The organism is Methylosinus sp. DMC45 (assembly GCF_056313885.1).
Window position 1 is genome coordinate 59,548 of sequence record NZ_JBQUZK010000051.1, and the last position, 17,452, is coordinate 76,999.

16 protein-coding genes and 1 pseudogene are annotated in these 17,452 nt (G+C 63.0%); 10 read left to right on the forward strand and 7 right to left on the reverse strand.

Features of this window, described 5'->3' with window-relative positions; translation table 11 throughout:
• Positions 1-482: 482 nt before the first annotated feature.
• The 10 genes and pseudogenes from ACT53T_RS16550 to ACT53T_RS16595 form a co-directional block, all read left to right on the forward strand.
• Positions 483-824 (forward strand): annotated as a pseudogene (locus ACT53T_RS16550) (integration host factor subunit alpha); the annotation flags it as partial.
• A gap of 103 nt (positions 825-927) precedes the next feature.
• A complete protein-coding gene (locus ACT53T_RS16555; RefSeq protein ID WP_476162043.1) occupies positions 928-1,245 on the forward strand; it encodes a hypothetical protein in 318 nt (105 codons plus the stop codon).
• Positions 1,246-1,248: 3 nt separating this feature from the next.
• Positions 1,249-4,374 (forward strand): MobF family relaxase, encoded by a 3,126-nt coding sequence (gene mobF / locus ACT53T_RS16560; protein WP_476162044.1) that lies wholly within the window; start codon positions 1,249-1,251, stop codon positions 4,372-4,374.
• A 434-nt stretch (positions 4,375-4,808) separates the two neighbouring features.
• On the forward strand, positions 4,809-5,189 hold the full coding sequence (locus tag ACT53T_RS16565; RefSeq protein WP_476162045.1) for an XRE family transcriptional regulator: 381 nt from the start codon (positions 4,809-4,811) through the stop codon (positions 5,187-5,189).
• Entirely contained in the window at positions 5,182-6,096 is a 915-nt protein-coding gene (locus ACT53T_RS16570; protein ID WP_476162046.1) for an ABC-three component system protein, read from the forward strand. Before ACT53T_RS16565 ends, ACT53T_RS16570 begins: the two co-directional genes overlap by 8 nt.
• Complete coding sequence (locus ACT53T_RS16575; protein ID WP_374629361.1) at positions 6,093-6,338, forward strand: ABC-three component system middle component 6; 246 nt, start codon at positions 6,093-6,095, stop codon at positions 6,336-6,338. Before ACT53T_RS16570 ends, ACT53T_RS16575 begins: the two co-directional genes overlap by 4 nt.
• Positions 6,335-8,098 carry an ABC-three component system protein gene (locus ACT53T_RS16580; RefSeq protein WP_476162047.1) on the forward strand — a complete coding sequence of 588 codons (1,764 nt, stop codon included), beginning with the start codon at positions 6,335-6,337 and terminating at the stop codon, positions 8,096-8,098. The genes ACT53T_RS16575 and ACT53T_RS16580 overlap by 4 nt, the downstream gene beginning before the upstream one ends.
• A gap of 7 nt (positions 8,099-8,105) precedes the next feature.
• Positions 8,106-8,921, forward strand: coding sequence for a hypothetical protein (locus tag ACT53T_RS16585; protein ID WP_476162048.1), 816 nt, complete (start codon positions 8,106-8,108; stop codon positions 8,919-8,921).
• 7 nt (positions 8,922-8,928) lie between these two features.
• Entirely contained in the window at positions 8,929-9,726 is a 798-nt protein-coding gene (locus ACT53T_RS16590; protein WP_476162049.1) for a TIGR02391 family protein, read from the forward strand.
• Positions 9,727-9,755: 29 nt separating this feature from the next.
• Positions 9,756-11,339 carry a hypothetical protein gene (locus ACT53T_RS16595; RefSeq protein WP_476162050.1) on the forward strand — a complete coding sequence of 528 codons (1,584 nt, stop codon included), beginning with the start codon at positions 9,756-9,758 and terminating at the stop codon, positions 11,337-11,339.
• Between the two features lie 365 nt (positions 11,340-11,704).
• On the opposite strand, the gene ACT53T_RS16600 is transcribed toward ACT53T_RS16595, so the two are convergent.
• From ACT53T_RS16600 to ACT53T_RS16630, 7 genes are all read right to left on the reverse strand, one after another.
• The gene (locus ACT53T_RS16600; RefSeq protein WP_476162051.1) at positions 11,705-12,118 is read right to left on the reverse strand and encodes a hypothetical protein; all 414 of its coding nucleotides are present in this window, start codon (positions 12,116-12,118) and stop codon (positions 11,705-11,707) included.
• Between the two features lie 601 nt (positions 12,119-12,719).
• Positions 12,720-13,043 carry a hypothetical protein gene (locus tag ACT53T_RS16605; RefSeq protein WP_476162052.1) on the reverse strand — a complete coding sequence of 108 codons (324 nt, stop codon included), beginning with the start codon at positions 13,041-13,043 and terminating at the stop codon, positions 12,720-12,722.
• A 17-nt stretch (positions 13,044-13,060) separates the two neighbouring features.
• Positions 13,061-13,792, reverse strand: coding sequence for a phospholipase D-like domain-containing protein (locus ACT53T_RS16610; RefSeq protein WP_476162053.1), 732 nt, complete (start codon positions 13,790-13,792; stop codon positions 13,061-13,063).
• 45 nt (positions 13,793-13,837) lie between these two features.
• Entirely contained in the window at positions 13,838-14,050 is a 213-nt protein-coding gene (locus ACT53T_RS16615) for a hypothetical protein (protein ID WP_476162054.1), read from the reverse strand.
• A 72-nt stretch (positions 14,051-14,122) separates the two neighbouring features.
• On the reverse strand, positions 14,123-14,656 hold the full coding sequence (locus tag ACT53T_RS16620) for a DUF2726 domain-containing protein (RefSeq protein ID WP_476162055.1): 534 nt from the start codon (positions 14,654-14,656) through the stop codon (positions 14,123-14,125).
• Positions 14,656-16,974, reverse strand: coding sequence for a type IV secretory system conjugative DNA transfer family protein (locus ACT53T_RS16625; protein ID WP_476162056.1), 2,319 nt, complete (start codon positions 16,972-16,974; stop codon positions 14,656-14,658). Before ACT53T_RS16625 ends, ACT53T_RS16620 begins: the two co-directional genes overlap by 1 nt.
• A 28-nt stretch (positions 16,975-17,002) precedes the next feature.
• Positions 17,003-17,440, reverse strand: a complete 438-nt coding sequence (locus ACT53T_RS16630; protein WP_476162057.1) for a hypothetical protein — start codon at positions 17,438-17,440, stop codon at positions 17,003-17,005.
• Between the last annotated feature and the right edge of the window lie 12 nt (positions 17,441-17,452).

Genomic DNA, 17,452 nt, shown 5'->3' on the forward strand with positions numbered 1-17,452 from the left:
GCGCTATCTATGTGGCATGCGCGACCTAATCGCAGCATGCGTTTCCGAAATGGTCGTCGGGGGCCTTGACAATCGGCCTGATCGAGTATCCGTGAATATGCCACTGGTCGCAATTGAGCGCCGGATTTTCAACTAGCGCATCACTGACGATCGACGATGTCGTGTGAGTTCGGCGTGAGTGCCGGATGTCAAGGGGCGACAAGTATTACCCGAAGCCGCGTCGGACGACCGTTTGTGGCGCATCCTCGCCATCGTAGACCGGAACCTGTGATGTTTCGCATCCTTCTATGGTGCGGTCTCCCTTCGATCCGACCATCAATCGGATCGTCAACGAAAAACCACACAGAGCGCGAATAGTCAGCGAAGGCGGAGCCGGCCTCGTCCGTACATAGGCTTTAGAGAACTCTCCGCCGCATTGTGATTCGTTTTTTCCGCCGCAGACGGCGCGGCGATTTCGAGGGAACGGCAATAAGCCGGACAGGAATTTGGACGCAGTTGTTTCTCGAAGCACGGTGACACGCGATGATCTCGCTGCCGCCATTTATGCCCGCATTTCCGGTCTCTCTCGCGCCGACGCCAGAGCCCTGCTCGATTGCGCGCTCGAGGAAATGCTCGCGGCCTTGACCCGCGGAGAAGACCTAAGTCTCCGTGGCTTCGGCACATTTCGAATCCGATCCAAAAGCGCTCGCCCCGGCCGCAATCCCAAGACCGGCGTCGCCGCTGTCATTTCCTCGCGCCGTGTCGTCGTGTTCAAAGCCGCGCCCCATCTCAGATCGGCAGTCGCGGCGGCGGGAGCGATCCAGCCCGGCGACGACGCTCCATAGCGGCGCGCTCCACAAGGATCACGCTCCAACGACCGTTCCGGCTACGCCGTTTTCATTCGCGCAGAGTCCGGTGACGCTCGGCCTCCATGCAGGAGGCGCACTCATGACCAAGGAATTGAAAGAAGGGCTCATCCGGGTCGAGCACGAAGCCCACCAGATCGTCGAAGCTGTCGGCTTGCAGAACGAGCAGATCCGCATCGCCATCGCCCGTCTCGACGAGATCGTCGCCCTGCTCGCTCCGAAGGACGACGCCGGCGAGCCGACGCTGAGCGACTTGCTCGCGCATCTGATCGCGCAGAACCGCGAGAAGCTCATCCTCTCGCGCAGAACGGTCGACCTCCTCGTCGACATGCAGAAAAACCTGCCGGACCAGACGGTCGAGGCGCTGGAAAAGCGCTTCGCCTCCCTCGCGAAGGCCTGATCGATGATCACTTTCCGCAAATTCGCGGCGGCCTCCGACGGCAAGCTCGTCCGCATGTATTTCACCGAGGCGAGGCTCGGCCCGCAGCCGGCCGAGGCGCTCGGCCAACAGCTGGAGCCCGGTTCCCGCCTCACCAACTATTACACGGGTCGCGACGCCGGACCGGCGTGGCGGTCGGACATGCCTCTTTCCGTCGCCCGAGCGCTCGGCGTCAATTCTCACCTTGCGCCCAAGGACGAGGAGTTGGACCGCCTGTTCGAAGGCAAGCGCGCCGATAATGGCGAGGCCTGGTCGAACCATAAGCGCGAGATCAGCGGCTACGACTTCACCTTCTCGCCCCACAAATCCGTGACGCTTGCCGCCGAATTCGCGGCCGATCCGGCGGAGGCCGCCGCGATCCGCAACGCCATTCATCGCGCCAATGATGCGGCGATGCGCTATGTCGCGCGCGAGATCGGCTGGGCGCGGCGCGGACGCGCGGGGGAGAACGGCGCCGATCCCGGCGCGGTCGGCTGGGTGAGCTTCAAGCATTATATCGCCCGTCCGACCCTGCCCGTTCAGGATGGCCGCGAGGGCGCGACCTATCTCCTCGAAGCCCCGATCGCCGGCGACCCTCACGACCACATCCACAATGCGCTGTTCAATCTCGTCGTCACCGGCGAGGGTCACATCGGATCGCTCGACACACAGAGGCTCCACGCCCGCGTCCACGAGTTCGGCGCCTTCGCTCAGGCCGTCCTGGCCGACGAGCTGCGCGCGCTCGGCATTCGCGTCGCCTATGACGATAAGGAGCAGGCCGCCGTAATCCTCGCCATCCCACAATTCGCCAATGAGGCATTCTCGAAGAGCACGCATCAGGTCCTGCGCAACGCCAAGGCCTTCGCGGCCGGACAGGGGATCGACTGGGACGACATCTCCGCGGAAAAGAAAGCCGAAATTCTCCGCGAGGCGGCGGCGGTCGCTCGCCTGGCCAAGCATGGCGAGAAGACCGACCACAAAATCTGGCGGGACCAGGCGGAGGCGATGGGCTGGAAACACGCCACCGTCATGGAGGGCGCGAAGATCGACGCGCTTCCGGTCGAGGCGCGGATCGAGCGGGCCTACTCCTTCGCCGCGAGACACCTCGCCGAAGAATTCCACACGGCCGCCGTCATCGATCATGACCGTCTCCGCGTCCACGCCGCCCGTGGACTGATCGGCGCCGGCGTCGCCGGCGGCGTCAAGGATATCGACCGCGTGGTCGAGCAGATCGAGCGCAAGGGGATCGAGCTTCACGGCGAGCATGTCGATTTCGTCTCCGCCTGGGTGAAGCGCGAGAATCCCGAGGACGAGCCGCGACAGGTGCTGCGCGTCACCAATTCCGCGCAAATCCGCGTCGAGGAAAACCTCCGCGACCACGCCGCGCGGGCTGCGCTCGACACGTCCGCCGCGCTGGCGGCCGCCGACATTCGCCGCGCGATCGAGGCGTCCGGCCTCGATTTCGACAGCGATCCTGAACATGGGGCCGCTCAAAAGGCCGCGATCTACGCGCTCGGCCAGGGCGGCGCGCTCTCGCTCCTCACCGGCGTCGCCGGCGCGGGCAAATCCACGCTGCTCCGGCCGCTCGTCGCCGCCTGGAAAGCGGACACGCGCTTCGACGCCTCGGGCCGCGAGCTCGTCGGCGTCTCGACGGCGTGGCGGCAGGCCGACGCGCTGCAGGACGCCGGCATCGCGCAGACGAGGGCGTTGGAGCCGTTCCTCAAATCGGTCGAGGCCGGCGAGTTCACGCCCACCCGCAACACGATCCTCATCATCGACGAGATCAGCCAAATCGCGCCGCGGCCGATGCTGCGGCTGCTCGAGCTGCAGGCCGAGACCGGCATGACCATCAAGGCGCTGGGCGACCGCGAGCAGGCGCAGGCGATCGAAGCTGGCGACACGATCGAAATCCTGCGCCGCGCCCTGCCGAAATCGGCGCAACCCGAGCTCCTCACCGCCGTCCGTCAGGTCGATCGGCGCGACCGCCGGATCGCCGGCATGTTCCGCGACTCCGAGGCCGCAACCGCGCTCGCGTTGAAACGCGACGACGGAACCGCCATGCTGGTCGGCGGCGACTTCGACCAGGTCGCCGCAAAGATTGCAGATTTCTATGTCAGCCGACGCGACATTCTCGACGCCGCCGGCTCGAAGCGGGGGATCACGATTTCCGCGCCTACCAATGAGGACGCGGCCGCGATCAGCATGGCGATCCGGACGCGGCTCAAAGCGCGCGGCGAGATCTGCGCTGACGAGGCTGTTCATAAGGCGATCGCGCCGCGCGGCGTGAAGGAGCCGCACGCCTTCGACCTGCCGATTGCCACCGGCGACCATCTGCGCCTCTATCGCTACACCTGGGCGAAAATCGACGGCAAGGAGGGGCCGATCGGCTATAACGGCCATGTCGTCAAAGTGGTTGGGAAGACCGCCGGCGGTCTCCTGCTCCAGAACGCCAAAGGCCAGATCGGCGAGGTCGAATGGCGCCGCCTGACCGATCCCGTCACCAAGCGGCTGATGCTCGGCTTCGGCCATGCGCTGACGATCGACGCCGCGCAAGGCGTCACCTCGGACGAGCATATCGACGCGCTTCCCCGCGGCAGCGCCGGGATCACTGCCTTCAAGGCCTATGTCGCGGAAAGCCGCGCCAGGGGAACGACCTGGACAATGATTTCCGAGGCGGCCGTCCATGAGTCCGAGAGGCGTAGCCGCGCGCTCGGCGACGCCAAGCCGATCGAGGCGGAAGATCTCTGGAAGCGGATCGCCGCCGACATGGCCGCTAAGCCCTATAAATCTCTCGCGCTCGATCTCGTCGAGGCCTGCCGGCGCACGCGAGAGCGGTCGATCGATTCCTTCCTCGAGCAGGGCCGCACGTTTCACCGGCGGCCCGCCGACGCCATGGATCCTGGCCGAAAGGCGCGAGAGCGCGTGCGCTCGAAGATCGCCACGGAAGAAGTTGCGCCGCACATCGCCGATCTCTCCGCCGGCGTCGAGCGAAACGCCGCCCTATTGCGCGCGGCGAAAGAGAACATCGAGTCCCGCCTCGACAAACACCGGCGCGATCCTCCCTCGCCGGCTCCAGCCATCGATCGGCCCGCTCCATCCCCCTTTCGATGAAGTTGTGCGTAGTCCGTATAATGCAGACCGCGGCGCGCCGCACCGACACCTTCCGCGCCCTGAGCCTCCACGGAGCGGTTCATGGAAGCGGCTGACGCGCCGTCGGTACGAAAAATAGTGAAAACTCGCCAAAGCGCAGGTGCAGGAGCGCGTTGCCAGGGCATGGTGTTGTCATGAATAGCGCGCTGCGCCGGGTGAAGATTAAGAGTTCGTCTACGCTATAGCCCTCCTCTAAGCCAGTTCGATGTCCGCACGCTCCGCCAAGGCAAGGATTTGGAACGGGAGAGTCATTCCATTTGCTACTCTGCCGTTGACCCCGACATAGCCCCAGGGCTATACACGAGATTACGCTGACGGCGCAATCGCGTCACGGCAGTCATGCCCTTCGGGCGATGGCCTGACAACACCAACTCTCGCCAAGGAAGGACAGCAGGATGGACCGGAGCCTCGACGACATCATCTCCGCCCTTCCTAATGACGAGCAGGTCGCGATCGAAACGCTCCTCGACGAATCGAAACAGGAAGTCGAAGGTTTGCGCGGACTGCGCCAGATCATGGGCAAGGCACAGGCGGACATCGCATCCGCCCTCAACATTACCCAGCCTTCAGTCTCGAAGATCGAGAAGCAGACCGACATGCACCTCTCGACCTTGCGCAACTATGTGGAGGCCATCGGCGGCGAACTGGAGCTGACTGTCAAGCTGCCGAAGCGGCCGGCGCTGCGGATTCATCATCTGGGCGATCTTGCACCGATCAGTGCAGCACCGACGCGAAAGAAGAGCGGCGGTCCCTCGCCAAGGCGGCGCCATGGATGAACTGCAACGTTCCATCTACGTCGACCGATTCCGACTGGGGTTTCACACCAAGAAAGGCGCGGCCTTTCAGGATTGGTTCGTCCTTCTGGCAGGACACGCCTACGGCCCCGATTTCGAGGAAGTGCGGCCCTACGGTCCCTATGGCGACCTGAAATGCGATGGTCGCCGGATCAGCTCCGGCTGCGTGTTCCAGTGCTATGCTCCCGACGCCATGAAGGAAGCCGACCTCATCGCCAAGGTTGATGCGGATTTCCATGGCGCACGCGCGCATTGGGCCGGTAACATGCAGGAGTGGGTGTTCGTCCATAACGATGGACGTGGGCTTCCGCCGAACGCGGTCCAGCATCTCGACCGGCTTCGTCAGGCCCATGCACCGCTTCAGATCGCAACCTGGTCCGAGCCGGAACTGCTCGATCTTGCCATGATGCTCGACCTGGCTGCGCTTCAAGCCCTCTTCGGTCCCGCGGCTTCGATCGCGATCGTAGATCGCCTTGTCATGTCCGATCTGGTGCCGATCATCGAAGCGCTCCAGCGGCAGGAACCCAATCCGAGCGATCCGCCCCTGACGCCACCGTCACCGGAAAAGCTGGAGAAGAACGCCCTATCCGAGGAATCGGGCCTGTTCCTACGTATCGGCCGTCGGAAGTCGGCGCTTGTCGACACCTTCTTCCGCAAAAGTCCGCGTCCCGATCTCGGCGAGCGCATCGCCGAGGATTTCCGGCTGCGCTATGCCGAGCTGAAGGCTCTCGATCTTCCAGCCGATACGATCTTCAAGCACCTCCAGGATTATGCCGGCTTCAATGGTGAACCGAAACGGCAAGGCGCGGCGCTGGCGGTCCTCACCTATTTCTTCGATAGCTGCGACATCTTCGAAGATCCGATCGCCATTTCTGTGGAGGCGTCATGATCCTCCCGACGAAGCATGTCCGTCCGGATCGCGCGCTCATCGGCGTCGGCGCGGAGGTTCTCGATATCCTCAAACGGCCAATGACCATGTCGCGGCTGTGGGACGAGATGCGCGGACGCCGCTCGCTCCATGCGCCCAACGCCCCGATCGACTATCAGTGGTTTATCCTGTCGCTCGACCTGCTTTTCACGATAGGCGCTGTCGATTTCGATCGCGGCTTGGTGCGGAGGGTTCAATCATGATCCGCCGTTTCGGCAGCGACCTCGCGTCGTTCAAGGCGCTGACCTTCAAGCCCGGCCTGAACATCCTGCTGGCCGACAAAAGCGAGGGCGCGAACGATCGCCAGTCGAGAAATGGCGCCGGCAAGACCAGCTTCATCGAGTTGGTCCATTTCCTATTTGGCGCCGATGCGCGCAAGGACAGTATCTTCCGCTCCGAAGCGTTGGCCGCCTGGACGTTTGACGTCGCCGTCGACATCGCCGGCGAAACCATCTCGGCGGCGCGTAGCGGCGCGAAGCCGAGCCGGATTGTCGTCAATGGCCCGGTCGAGAACTGGCCGATCCCGCCGCAGTTCGATAGCCGCGCCGCGCAGTTCGAACTGTCCAATGAGAACTGGAAAGCCAATCTCGGCCAGCTCTGGTTCGGCTTGCCCATTTCGTCCGGGGACGAGGCCGAACGTTTCCAGCCGTCGTTCCGCTCGCTCTTCTCCTACTTCGTCCGCCGTCAGAACAGCGGTGGCTTCCAGCAACCGATGCAACATTCGGGGATGCAGCAGGCATGGGATCAGCAGGTCTCGATCTGCTATCTGCTCGGCCTTGACTGGAGCATCCCCGGCCGTTTTCAGGAACTGCGTGCGCAGGAGAAGGTCGCGCAGGAACTGCGCAAGGCCGCCCGTAGTGGCGACCTTGGCCGGTTCTTCGGCAAGGCAGCCGATCTCAGGACGAAGCTGACCATCGCCGAGGCCCGGACAACTAGGCTGCGCCAACAGCTTGAGACGTTCGAGGTGGTTCCCGAATACAAGGCCCTGGAGCGTGAAGCGAACGAGATCACCCGCGAAATAGACGGCATGAACGTCGAGAACGTGATCGACGGCGATCTCCTGCAACAGCTTCGCGCTTCACAATCGGACGAGGATGCGCCCGACCTGGGCGATGTCACGAAGCTTTATGCCGAGGCCGGCATCGTCCTGCCCGACATGGTGCGGCGTCGGTTCGACGAGGTGGAGCGCTTCCATCGGACCATCATCGAGAACCGGCGCGCCCACCTGACCGCCGAGATCGCTTCGGCCGAAGCTCGTGTCGCCGAACGCGATCAACGCACCGCCGAGCGCGACCGGCGCAGGCGGCAGATCATGGGCGTGCTGCGCTCCGGCGGCGCGTTGGAACATTACACTTCGCTGCGCGAGGAAGCCGGCCGCGCCGAAGCGGAGGTCGAGGGACTTCGCCAGCGGCTCGACACTGCCGAACGGATCGAAAGCACCAAAGCCGAACTCGACATCGAGCGGGCCAATCTGAGCAAGGCGCTACGGGATGATATCCACGAGCGGGCCGATATTATGCGCGAGGCCATCCTCGCCTTCGAGTCGCTCTCGGAATCCCTTTACGAGAAGGCCGGCAGCCTGACGATTTCCGAAACCGGAGGCGGCCCCCAATTCGAGGTCCATATTGATGGGCAGCGGAGCAAGGGCATCACCAACATGCAGATCTTCTGCTTCGATCTCATGTTGACCGAAATCAGCCTGAAGAATGGTCGCGGTCCCGGCTTCCTGATCCATGACAGCCATCTGTTCGACGGCGTGGATGAGCGGCAAGTCGCTAAGGCGTTGCAGCTCGGCGCCGAGCGGGCCGAGGCGGCTGGCTTTCAGTATATTGTTACGATGAACTCAGACGCGCTGCCACGGGAGGGATTCCAACGCAGCTTTGACGTTCAAGCGCATGTCATTGACCCGAAGCTGACCGATGCGACGGATACAGGCGGCCTTTTTGGCCTACGCTTCGAGTAGGCTTCCCATGCGATCTGCGCCGTTCACACGACCAACCCTCCTTGCTGCAGTCGAACTGCTCGAACTGCATAGCCAAGCTAAGTTCAATCAGATGGTTTTGCGGCTTGGGCTCGAGGATGAGATTTCCTCGAGCACCACTCTCAGCGTCGCAAAAAAATGCGATCTCCTCGGGCGCCTCGCCCTGCAACGCACGGAGACGGTCCTCGATACGCTCGACGGCAGCATGACCTTGGGCGAAGCCCTGATCCGGCAGGCCGCGCAACTGGCTCAGCAGGATTCGGAGCAGCCCCTCCAAACGGCGTTCGCGCGCGGACTCGCGCGCGACGGATACGTTCTGGTCTGGAACGATTATGGCCGAAACGCAGCGATCCGTGCCGCCCTTCCCGGCGAGATTCGGCTCCCGGAGACCGATGATGAAGTGCACCGGCTTCTGAAGAGCTTCGGCTTCGTCACCCCGCTAGGGCATCTCGACCAAGCAATCGAAGCGCACACGCGCGGCGATTGGGCTGCCTGTAACGGACAGCTTCGAACCTTCATCGAGAGCTTGTTCGACGATATTGCGCGTAATCTCCGGCCCGCGGAAATGGCTGCCCGTCCCACGGCAGAGAACCGCCGCGCGCTCCTTGCCGAGATCGGCTTTCTCGCAGTCGATCGTAACGAGTGGACGCAGGACGGGAAGAACTACATCAATGGCCTCTTCAAAATGCTGCATACCGAAGGGTCTCACCCGGGCCTTTCGGACGAAGATCACTGCGCTTTCCGGCTCCACGTTGTCCTGGTGACAGCCAGGACGTTCTTGCGGCGCCTCGCGAACGGCAGGTGAACGGCGCATGGCTTTCTTCTCTCAAGATCAGTTGGAGGCGATCGCGGGCGCACTCGGCGACACGGCAGACGGCCTAACCGGGCCGGAAATCGAGCACCTGCTCGTCTCTTGCAAGATCGCCGATCCGGGACCTGCCACGAAGCGCATCCGTCTCTACAACGCCTTCGCCGAGAGCCAGAACACAAAGCGCAACCGCACCAATATCCTCGAATTCATTCGGCTCGCCATGAAGCCGGCGCGCTATAGCCGTGAGCCGCACCGCTACGAGCCGATGCGAGCTCGGCTCAACCAAGCGCTGGCTTTCGCGGGGCTACTGGTCGATCAGTCCGGCGAGCTGAAGAAGGCAGATGCCGCCCAGACCTTGCCAGAGGCGCAGCGGCGAGCTCGCGACTTGCGAGCGGACCTCGAAGTACGTGGCGTGCACGCGGATGTTCTCAAGTTCTGTCGCGCCGAACTTCTCGCCGACAACTATTTTCATGCGGTGCAAGAAGCGGTCAAGAGCGTTGCAGACAAGATGCGGACGCTGACCGGGCTCTCCGATGACGGCGCAGCGCTTGTCGACCGCGCGCTTTCAGGCAGTCCGCCGCTTCTGGCGATCAACGCGCTATCCACGGCTAGCGAGCGCAGCGAGCAGAGTGGTTTTGCCAACCTTGTCCGCGGCACGTTTAGCATGTTCCGCAATCCGACGGCCCACGAGGCCCGCATTCACTGGGCAATGTCCAAGGAGGACGCCGAAGACCTGCTATCGATCGTGTCGCTGATTCATCGGCGCCTCGACGCGGCCCATATGCCAGCACGCGTATGAGGATCGAAGGTTCAGGCCAAAGGAGCTGAATGGAAAGCGAGCTAGATCCCGACCGCATTGGCCGCATCGGCGAACGGCAGTTCGAAACGCTCTGCGAGCGCGCCGGCCTCTATTGCAACAAGAGCGGCGTCGACTTCATGGGCTGGGATTTCATCGTAGAGTTCCCGATGGTGCCGGCCGGCCAGGCGCTACCTCTCGATCAGCGCCCCACCAATGCTGCCCGGGTTCAGTTGAAGTCGACGCTCGGCCGCGCTGGCAATCGTATCCGCCTCAGCCTGTCCGCGGTCGATCGTTTGGCCAAGGACCCTCGGCCGGCGCTCATCGTGGTGTTTCGGCTGCGAGCTGACGGCGAACTCCAGTCCGCTTATGTTGTGCACCTCATCGGGAGTGAGCTTGAACGCGTTCTCAGGCGATTGCGACTGGCGGAGGCCCGGAAGGCTCACGACATCAACCACACCGATATCAGCTACGACTATGAGAAAGTCGGTGTACGCTTCGAGCCCAACCCCACCGGCTTATTGTCAGCCCTGCGCGCGGCTTGCGGGCAAAATCCTGGCACCTACACGATCGAGAAGCAACGCCAGCTCGCTGAACTTGGCTATGAGAACGGCCAATTCGAGGCCGAGGCACTTATCCAGATTGAGGGGCCGGAGCATTTCAGTAATTTACTGCTCGGCCTCGCGCCCTTGAAGCCGCACAGCCTTCGTGTGTTCGACAGCCGGTTCGGCATACGCCTCCCCTATCAAGGCACGCTGTTCGACGACATCGAGGAGCTACGTCTTACGCCTCCTAGTCTGGGATCCTGCGAGATTTCGATCCGTGGACCCGGCTTCGGACAAGCGGCGCGGTTTGACGGCGAAATGTTCATCGGCCCGCCCATGGCCGAACCGCATGGAGCAGAGCTTCTCGTCCGTACCCCCGACTTCATCATCCGGCTGACACCACCAGCGCTCAAGTTCGAGAGTGCCGACTCGATCGATGACATGGAGCGTTCGCTGGAGGAGTGGGCGGAGCTGCTTCGCGCGCTCACGCTCATGGCAACCGGGCGAGCGACCCTGACGATCGCCGGAAATGACCGAATCCCGTCGATTGCCTTGCAGGTCGATCAACCTATCACCGGACCGTACCTTGAGGAGCTGCCGCTCATCTCCGCATTTGTGGATGGGTGGCTTCAACTTCTCACGAACGCAGGCCTTCGCTCTACCTCCCGATTCAAGTTCGATGCGTTCTGGGAGGCAAATGACGCACGCATGGCCGTGGATATCCTGCTTAATCCGAAATCGGGGGCTCGCTTCGAGATTCAGACCCTTGAGATTGAGGAATCATCATCTCCGCCCGAAGGCCTCTATTTCAACAGCTCGTCGTTCGCCGACACCAGCATAACCTTCAGCGCAAAGGTCTTCTTCGAGAGGACTAGTGATCCGGACTGGCAATATCGGTCGACGCGCTTTGACCCTCTCGATGTGCGACCGAAGGTCGACGACCTTGAAGAATACGGGCTGGACCAGGCTACCGCCGCCCATCTCAAACTGGTCGTCAACCCAAGGAACATCATCTTGGTATCTCTGAGGGACGCGACCGAGGTTCGCGACGCTTCTCGTGACCGGGAATGATCAGCGGCAATTGCCTCATCGCTTGCGGCGTTCACGCCGCTTGCCGTCGTGTTGCTTCCGCGGACAAGCCAGGTGACGACACGCTATATATTGCATGCGCTGTTCGGCGCGCTGGTTTCAGAAATATTTCGAAGGCAGAATATTCGACGCTGCGCTATTGTTAAGTTGCATCACCTACAACGAAGCAGGACAACAGAGGCAACGACAATAGCGGGGCATGATCAGTCGCAGTTCCGAATGGCATCGATGGGAGCCGCATATCCATGCCCCCGCTACCTTGTTCAATAACTAATTCAAGGGCCCGAGCGCTTGGGGCGACTATTTTGCCAGCCTCGAACAGGCGCGGATGAAGCCCCTCGTCGTCCCTACCGGCGTCCGCCGCACCCGAGTATCGACCGCACGACAGCCTTCCCGAAATCACGTTGCTCCGCATCTCTGTCGGAACCGGCCAGATCGTGCATGACGAGCGGCGCTCCGCCATAGGCCGCTCGCATCATTGCGTGGGTTCGCTGCTTTCGCACGCGATAATCCTCGTCGGCGAAGCCCATCGTCTCGACGATCACAGTGGTGCAGGCGACATTTGCGCTGGGCGTCACCCGCAGGATGAAATCTGGAATGTAGACGCCCCGACCGACCGGCCCCTCATCGCTCGCATCCAAGCCGATGTCGAACACCGGCTTCTCGATCTTCATCTCGATCCCGTGCTTTTTCAAAAACCATCCCTGCAGTCCGAGCAGCCGCTCCAGTGTCAGACGCTCGTAATTGCTGTCGACGAGCATCAGATGGTTCTTCGCCGCGCAGGGATGCACATAGGCCGACAGGACCTCGATCGGACCGTTCTCCTGGCGCGCCCGACGACGCAAGCGGCGAGATAAGGCGCGCGAGCCCCATTCGCGCTGCGATCCGCCCCGGGCGCCTTCTCGCCGAACACCGATATGCGGCCTCGAACGGGGATCGGAGGGCTGGAGAATGGCAGCAGCTCGCCCTCGCGAACGGCTTCGGCCGTCGTGATCAGCAGGCCGTGCGGTCGATTTCTTGTGAAGAGGCCGGGTCTCGCCGTGTCGATCCGCGAGACGAGGTTGTCGAGCGCCTTCGGATAGGTCGTCGAAAAATCCCTCAGTCGCGCCCGACTGTCGAGAAAAACGCCTTCCGAGGCATGTCGAATGGCCGCGAATTGATCGGAGAGCGAGCCATAGCGGACACCGGCCGAAATCGTCTGCAATCCGGCCACATCGACCAGCAACGCCAGCAGCTTCGCGAGTCCGGGCCGCGAGCGGATCCTGGAGGCTCCGGTAAACCCTCGCTCCAGAGCTGGTCGCGCCTCGCCGAACGGTCCCACGAGGCGCAGCGAGCCGGCGGCGACGACCCGCGTATAGGATTTCACGATCTGACATTGTTCTGCAGGGTCGCGAAAGAAATCGCATGTTTCATCGTGCTCGGGCCAGCTGTCGCTTTGTCCGCGCCGGATATAGGATCGCGCGACCGGAACCAGCCGCCCGCGCCGCCCGTCTGGACGACAGCCGCAGGCGAACCACATCCCGGCGCCCATTTGCTGGTAACGCGCCACCACTTCTGCGGCTCGGGCCCGTTCGGCGAGACCGCCGCCGTATCGTCCGAAGGCCGCGCGCAACAGCGGTCGTCCTCTTCCGACAGAGAGACGCCTTCGTCTTCGGTCTCTTTCGGAACCGCGTGAAGCAACTGCATGGCGCTCCCTCACGAAATCAATCGACGCGCCCGTGTCTCCATCCCGCCGCGACCGCCTCCTGCTCCGAGCAGAACCACCGCTCTCCGGCGCTCTGGTCGATCTTGACGCGGTCGTAGAATGGTTCGCCGGGCTTATGAAAAATCCGCTCGCCTCTGCGGCTGACGTTGCCTTTGATCATGCAGCTCGCGGGCTCCGCCGAATTCGCGGAAGCCGGAGCGACGGCTCGTGATGCGAAAGCAGGGCCTGGCCGGCCGATCGGCTTGGCCGCCGACCAGATTTGCGCGAAGCGCGCCTCGAAGGCCTGCGCGGCGGCGGGATCACGGATCACGAGAAGATCATTGTCTTGCTGCTTCAGACCCGACGCCGTCAGATTCGCCGAGCCCGACCGCAGAAGCGCGCTGTCGATGGTATAGGATTTCAGGTGCATGAACGGCCCCGGAGGGCTGATGCGAACGTCTGCAGAGATCTCGCGGAGGCGATCGAGATCGCTCCTCTCGCTTGGAACGAGGACGATCCGGACCGCGACGCCGCGCCGATGCGCGTCGATCAACGCGTCGATGATAGGCCGGTCTGTCAACACGTAAGCCGCGAGATCGATATTGGAGCGCGCCGCGCGTAGAAGCGCGACATCGAAGCGTTCCAGATTCTCGACCGGCGCGTAATGGATTTCGGGCGGTTCGGCCGCGAAGACGGATGGCGGCTGCGTGAAAGCGAAAGCGACGGCGAGAAGAGAAAGGCGAAAGGACATCGGATGCTACTCCCATGAATCGAAGACCGGCATAACCTGCCCGCCTCAAAGCTCCGACAGCTCATCATGCACGCTGTCTCGGTGTTTGACGGAAACGTACCAGCCAAATGTCTGAGGGTCCCAACGTGCGCGTCCTCGAAGCACATCGACCGCCGCGTCGCCGACGCGGGCGTTGTGCGGCTGCCACACGCGCATCTCGCCGTTCTCCAGCAGCGTCACCCAAATCTTGCCCAATGAGGTTTCGATCGTTTCTTTCATAATTTGAAATCCAATTCGATATTGCTCGAAGCGCCGATGAAACGCAGCTCACGACGAACGCAATTCTCATTTTCATGCAATCGTTCGAAGACCGGACCGAGAAGTCGTAATCACGCCAGCCTCGCGCAGCAATGTCTCGAGCGCCGCAACGGAATAAGCGCGTCGCGCTCTCGCCCGCAGTAGCGGGATACCAATCTCGCTGAACACCGCGTCGACGAAAGTGTCGCGTTCCCTTCGGTGCGGCAGCGCATGCGTCCTGTCGTCCAGCTCGATGGCCGCAATCGGCTCCAGGCTGGCGGAATCGCAGATGAGGTAATCAATGCTCTTGCCGAACACTTTGTTCATTGCGGCGCGTCTTTTCGAATTGTTCGCCCTCGAATCGACGTCGACCAGCTCGGCGAGCCGCACCTGCACAAAAACGCGATAGCCCTCCCCGAGCGCTTTATCCAAAACGGTGAGGAAGCGCTTTTCATTGGGCGTCAGAAAGCGCCCGCGCCTATAGGCGGGCCGACGCGCGCCGATGAGCGCGACAATTACGAGAACGAGAACGCCGAGCAGCGCCAGAGGAGCGACATGCTCGATATCGATGAGTCGCGTCGGCGCCATTATGGGGAAGCCTCCACTCGCCGCCGCGCCGTTGGCCGCTCCGCGGTGTCGGCTCCTCCGATAATGGCCGCGGTGAGGGTCTCCAAGTCGGCGCGGAGCTTCTCTCGATCTTCCCGGCTGGGCAACGTCCCCTCTGTCTCCTTCGCCGCCGCCTCGATCTTGCCGAGCAGAGCCGAGGCCCTCTCTCTCGCGGCGTCTCCGTCCTCGCCGATCGCCGCCTCGATCTCGACGATCCTCTCGAAGAGCGCTTTGTCGAAAGGTTCAGCAGGCCGAACGCCGCCCGACGCCTCGCCTTGCGTTCCATGCACCGCCGATTCGAGCATGAGCAGAAGGCGCGTCGCCGCGCCCTTCCTCCCCTCGCCTGCGACAAAGGGAACCTCGCCCGCGGCGCTGATCGCGGCTTCGACGCATTGGTCCCGATTGCCACCCTGCGATTTCGCGAGACGAAAGGCTTCATATATCGCCTTCAGCGTCGGAGGCATGGGCTCGCGGCCGCCGGCGGCGACGATCCCATTCTCGATTCTGGCCGCGATCTCGCGAATTTCGCCGAGCCTCGCCTCCAGCTCGGGGCGGGCGGGCGGAGCGACAGCGGTCCGCCTGACGAGACGGATGGGTCCCGCCTTGTCGACATTCGCGTGAAAAACCTTCGCATAGATGCGGCGGCCGCCGAACAGCATGATCGCCTCGCCCTCGATGAGGCTCTGCAGATCGCGCCAATTCACGCGCGACACTTGGCGCACATCGGCCTGGCGGGTGTCGTGATAGACGCCGATGTCGCCGCCGCGAAAGCTCGTGGCCTGCGCGACATCCGTCATGCCCGAGGTCTCCTCGATCCATTCGCGCGTGCGATTGGCGTCCTGCTGGCGCATCGCCGCGGTCAGATTGGCGTTGCCGAGCAGCGTATAGGTCTTCTCGCCGAGCCGCGCGAATATCCCCGAGACTTCCTGAAAGCCGAGCCAGAAGGCGATATTCAGGCTGCGCCCCTGAGCCATCATCCGATCGAGATCGCTCGTCGCATAATAGGCGAGCTCGTCCAACACGATATGATACGGCGCCTCCATCCCGAGCTTCTCCTTCGACATGCCGAGCATTTGCGCCATCATCCCGCGCAGCGACGTCACCACGATCTTGCCGAGCCCGGCCAATGTGTCGGAGGAGTTTTCCAGCGCCGGCAGAGAGACGACGAGAATGCGTCGGTTCAAGACCACGTCGCGCATGTCGATGTCGCCCTGCTCGACCTTGAATATGTGACCGAGCGACACGCCGAGCTGGGTGAACATTTCGGTGAAGTAGAACCGCGCATAGCCGTGCTGCTTCGACGGATCATCCGACTTTTGCTTATTGTAGTCGAGGTCCGTGTCATAGCCGGGCAGCTCGCCGAGATAGGCGAGCAGCGGATAGACCACGTCCTGCGGCAGATGGAGAGCAATGTCCTTCGTCTTGCCGGTCGCAGGGTCGCGCAATTCATAGTGACCCTTGACGGCGAGCTTCCAGATCACGCGCAGCTCGAGCGCGTCGCGGATCTTCTCGATGTCGATCGGAATGCCGGCGTGATCTCTGATCCAGGTCAGAACGGGGATGACCGCGCCGATCAAGGCGACGGCGCGGCTGCGGAAGACGCCGTTGGAGTCATTGGCGGCCTGCTCGCCGAGCTGGCTGACCACCATCTCGCGGATCGCATCGGCGTTGCCCGTAGCGAAGGGATTGAAGCTGTTGCTCTCTTTGTTCCCGCTGGCGACCAGGAGATTGAGATGCAGCACATCGTCCTCGCGGCCGAACCGCCTCGCGAGAGCCATCACCTCGCCGAACAATGTGTGGTCGGCCTTGCCGTCGACGAGAACGAAGCCGCTCGCATGGGTGAGCGCATTGGAGACGAATCCCAAAATCGCGGTGGTCTTGCCGGCGCCGGTCGTCCCCGGGATGGTCGCATGTTGGCGGCCGTCCTCGGCGGTGATCCATAATTCCCGGCCGGCGACGTCGCGGCCGAGATAGATGATCCCGGCCGCCATGCGCGGCGCGCGGTTCCTGGGATCGGGATAGTTCCAGTCGGCGACGCCTGCGCTCTTGGGAAGCCGCATCGGCAGCTCGACGCGCCTCGTCAGGACGAGGGTCGCATATCCGATCGCCGCCGGGAGGATGAGATCGACCGACGCGGGCTCGATCAGCATGAGCCCGGCCCCGACGCTGAGCATGGCGCCCGAAAACTCGCTCATCAGCGAGCCCCAGACGCGCGTCGACATCGGCCGCAGATCACGCAGCGCTTGGGCGCCGGATCGCTCGAACCGCTCCTGCGGCCCGGATATCTCGCGTGGGATCATATCGCTCTCCGCGGCGACGGCGATCGCGTCATTGCTGCAGGCCGAAGGCGGCCGGACCCGATTGGCCGGCGGCCGCCGGGGTTCCCGGAGCGGGCGTGATCTGCGGGGGCCTCTGCAGGTCGCGAGCGACCGCTTCCGGCAAAGGCGCCGGCGCGCCCGCGGAAGGCTCCTGCGAAACCGCCGCTTGGTTCACGCCGAGAGCTTTTTGCTGAGAGGAGACGTTCCCTGCCCGGAAGCCCACATAGCCGACGGCCGACACGCCGAAACCCAAGAGGAGCGTCGTGAGCAATGATCGCCTCGTCGGCGCGGCGGACGGGCTGCGGCGTTCGATCTCGTCGCCGACGGGGGCTCGGCGTCCAGCCGAATGCGCGACCACCGGCCCGTCCAGATGCACATGAATGTCGATGTGAATATGCGGCGGCTCGGAAGCGACCTTGATCGTATCGGTAGAAACCTCGTCCATCATGATCTCCTGTTT

Bases quoted from the DNA above. Each gene is read 5' to 3' on its own strand.
- ACT53T_RS16600 (WP_476162051.1), bottom strand. From the start codon at position 12,118: ATGCTCGTCGACAGCAATTACGAGCGTCTGACACTGGAGCGGCTGCTC.
- ACT53T_RS16555 (WP_476162043.1), top strand. From the start codon at position 928: ATGACCAAGGAATTGAAAGAAGGGCTCATCCGGGTCGAGCACGAAGCC.
- ACT53T_RS16615 (WP_476162054.1), bottom strand. From the start codon at position 14,050: ATGAAAGAAACGATCGAAACCTCATTGGGCAAGATTTGGGTGACGCTG.
- ACT53T_RS16590 (WP_476162049.1), top strand. From the start codon at position 8,929: ATGGCTTTCTTCTCTCAAGATCAGTTGGAGGCGATCGCGGGCGCACTC.
- ACT53T_RS16575 (WP_374629361.1), top strand. From the start codon at position 6,093: ATGATCCTCCCGACGAAGCATGTCCGTCCGGATCGCGCGCTCATCGGC.
- ACT53T_RS16580 (WP_476162047.1), top strand. From the start codon at position 6,335: ATGATCCGCCGTTTCGGCAGCGACCTCGCGTCGTTCAAGGCGCTGACC.
- ACT53T_RS16625 (WP_476162056.1), bottom strand. From the start codon at position 16,974: ATGATCCCACGCGAGATATCCGGGCCGCAGGAGCGGTTCGAGCGATCC.
- ACT53T_RS16620 (WP_476162055.1), bottom strand. From the start codon at position 14,656: ATGGCGCCGACGCGACTCATCGATATCGAGCATGTCGCTCCTCTGGCG.
- ACT53T_RS16565 (WP_476162045.1), top strand. From the start codon at position 4,809: ATGGACCGGAGCCTCGACGACATCATCTCCGCCCTTCCTAATGACGAG.
- ACT53T_RS16610 (WP_476162053.1), bottom strand. From the start codon at position 13,792: ATGTCCTTTCGCCTTTCTCTTCTCGCCGTCGCTTTCGCTTTCACGCAG.
- ACT53T_RS16630 (WP_476162057.1), bottom strand. From the start codon at position 17,440: ATGATGGACGAGGTTTCTACCGATACGATCAAGGTCGCTTCCGAGCCG.
- ACT53T_RS16570 (WP_476162046.1), top strand. From the start codon at position 5,182: ATGGATGAACTGCAACGTTCCATCTACGTCGACCGATTCCGACTGGGG.
- mobF (WP_476162044.1), top strand. From the start codon at position 1,249: ATGATCACTTTCCGCAAATTCGCGGCGGCCTCCGACGGCAAGCTCGTC.
- ACT53T_RS16605 (WP_476162052.1), bottom strand. From the start codon at position 13,043: ATGCAGTTGCTTCACGCGGTTCCGAAAGAGACCGAAGACGAAGGCGTC.
- ACT53T_RS16585 (WP_476162048.1), top strand. From the start codon at position 8,106: ATGCGATCTGCGCCGTTCACACGACCAACCCTCCTTGCTGCAGTCGAA.
- ACT53T_RS16595 (WP_476162050.1), top strand. From the start codon at position 9,756: ATGGAAAGCGAGCTAGATCCCGACCGCATTGGCCGCATCGGCGAACGG.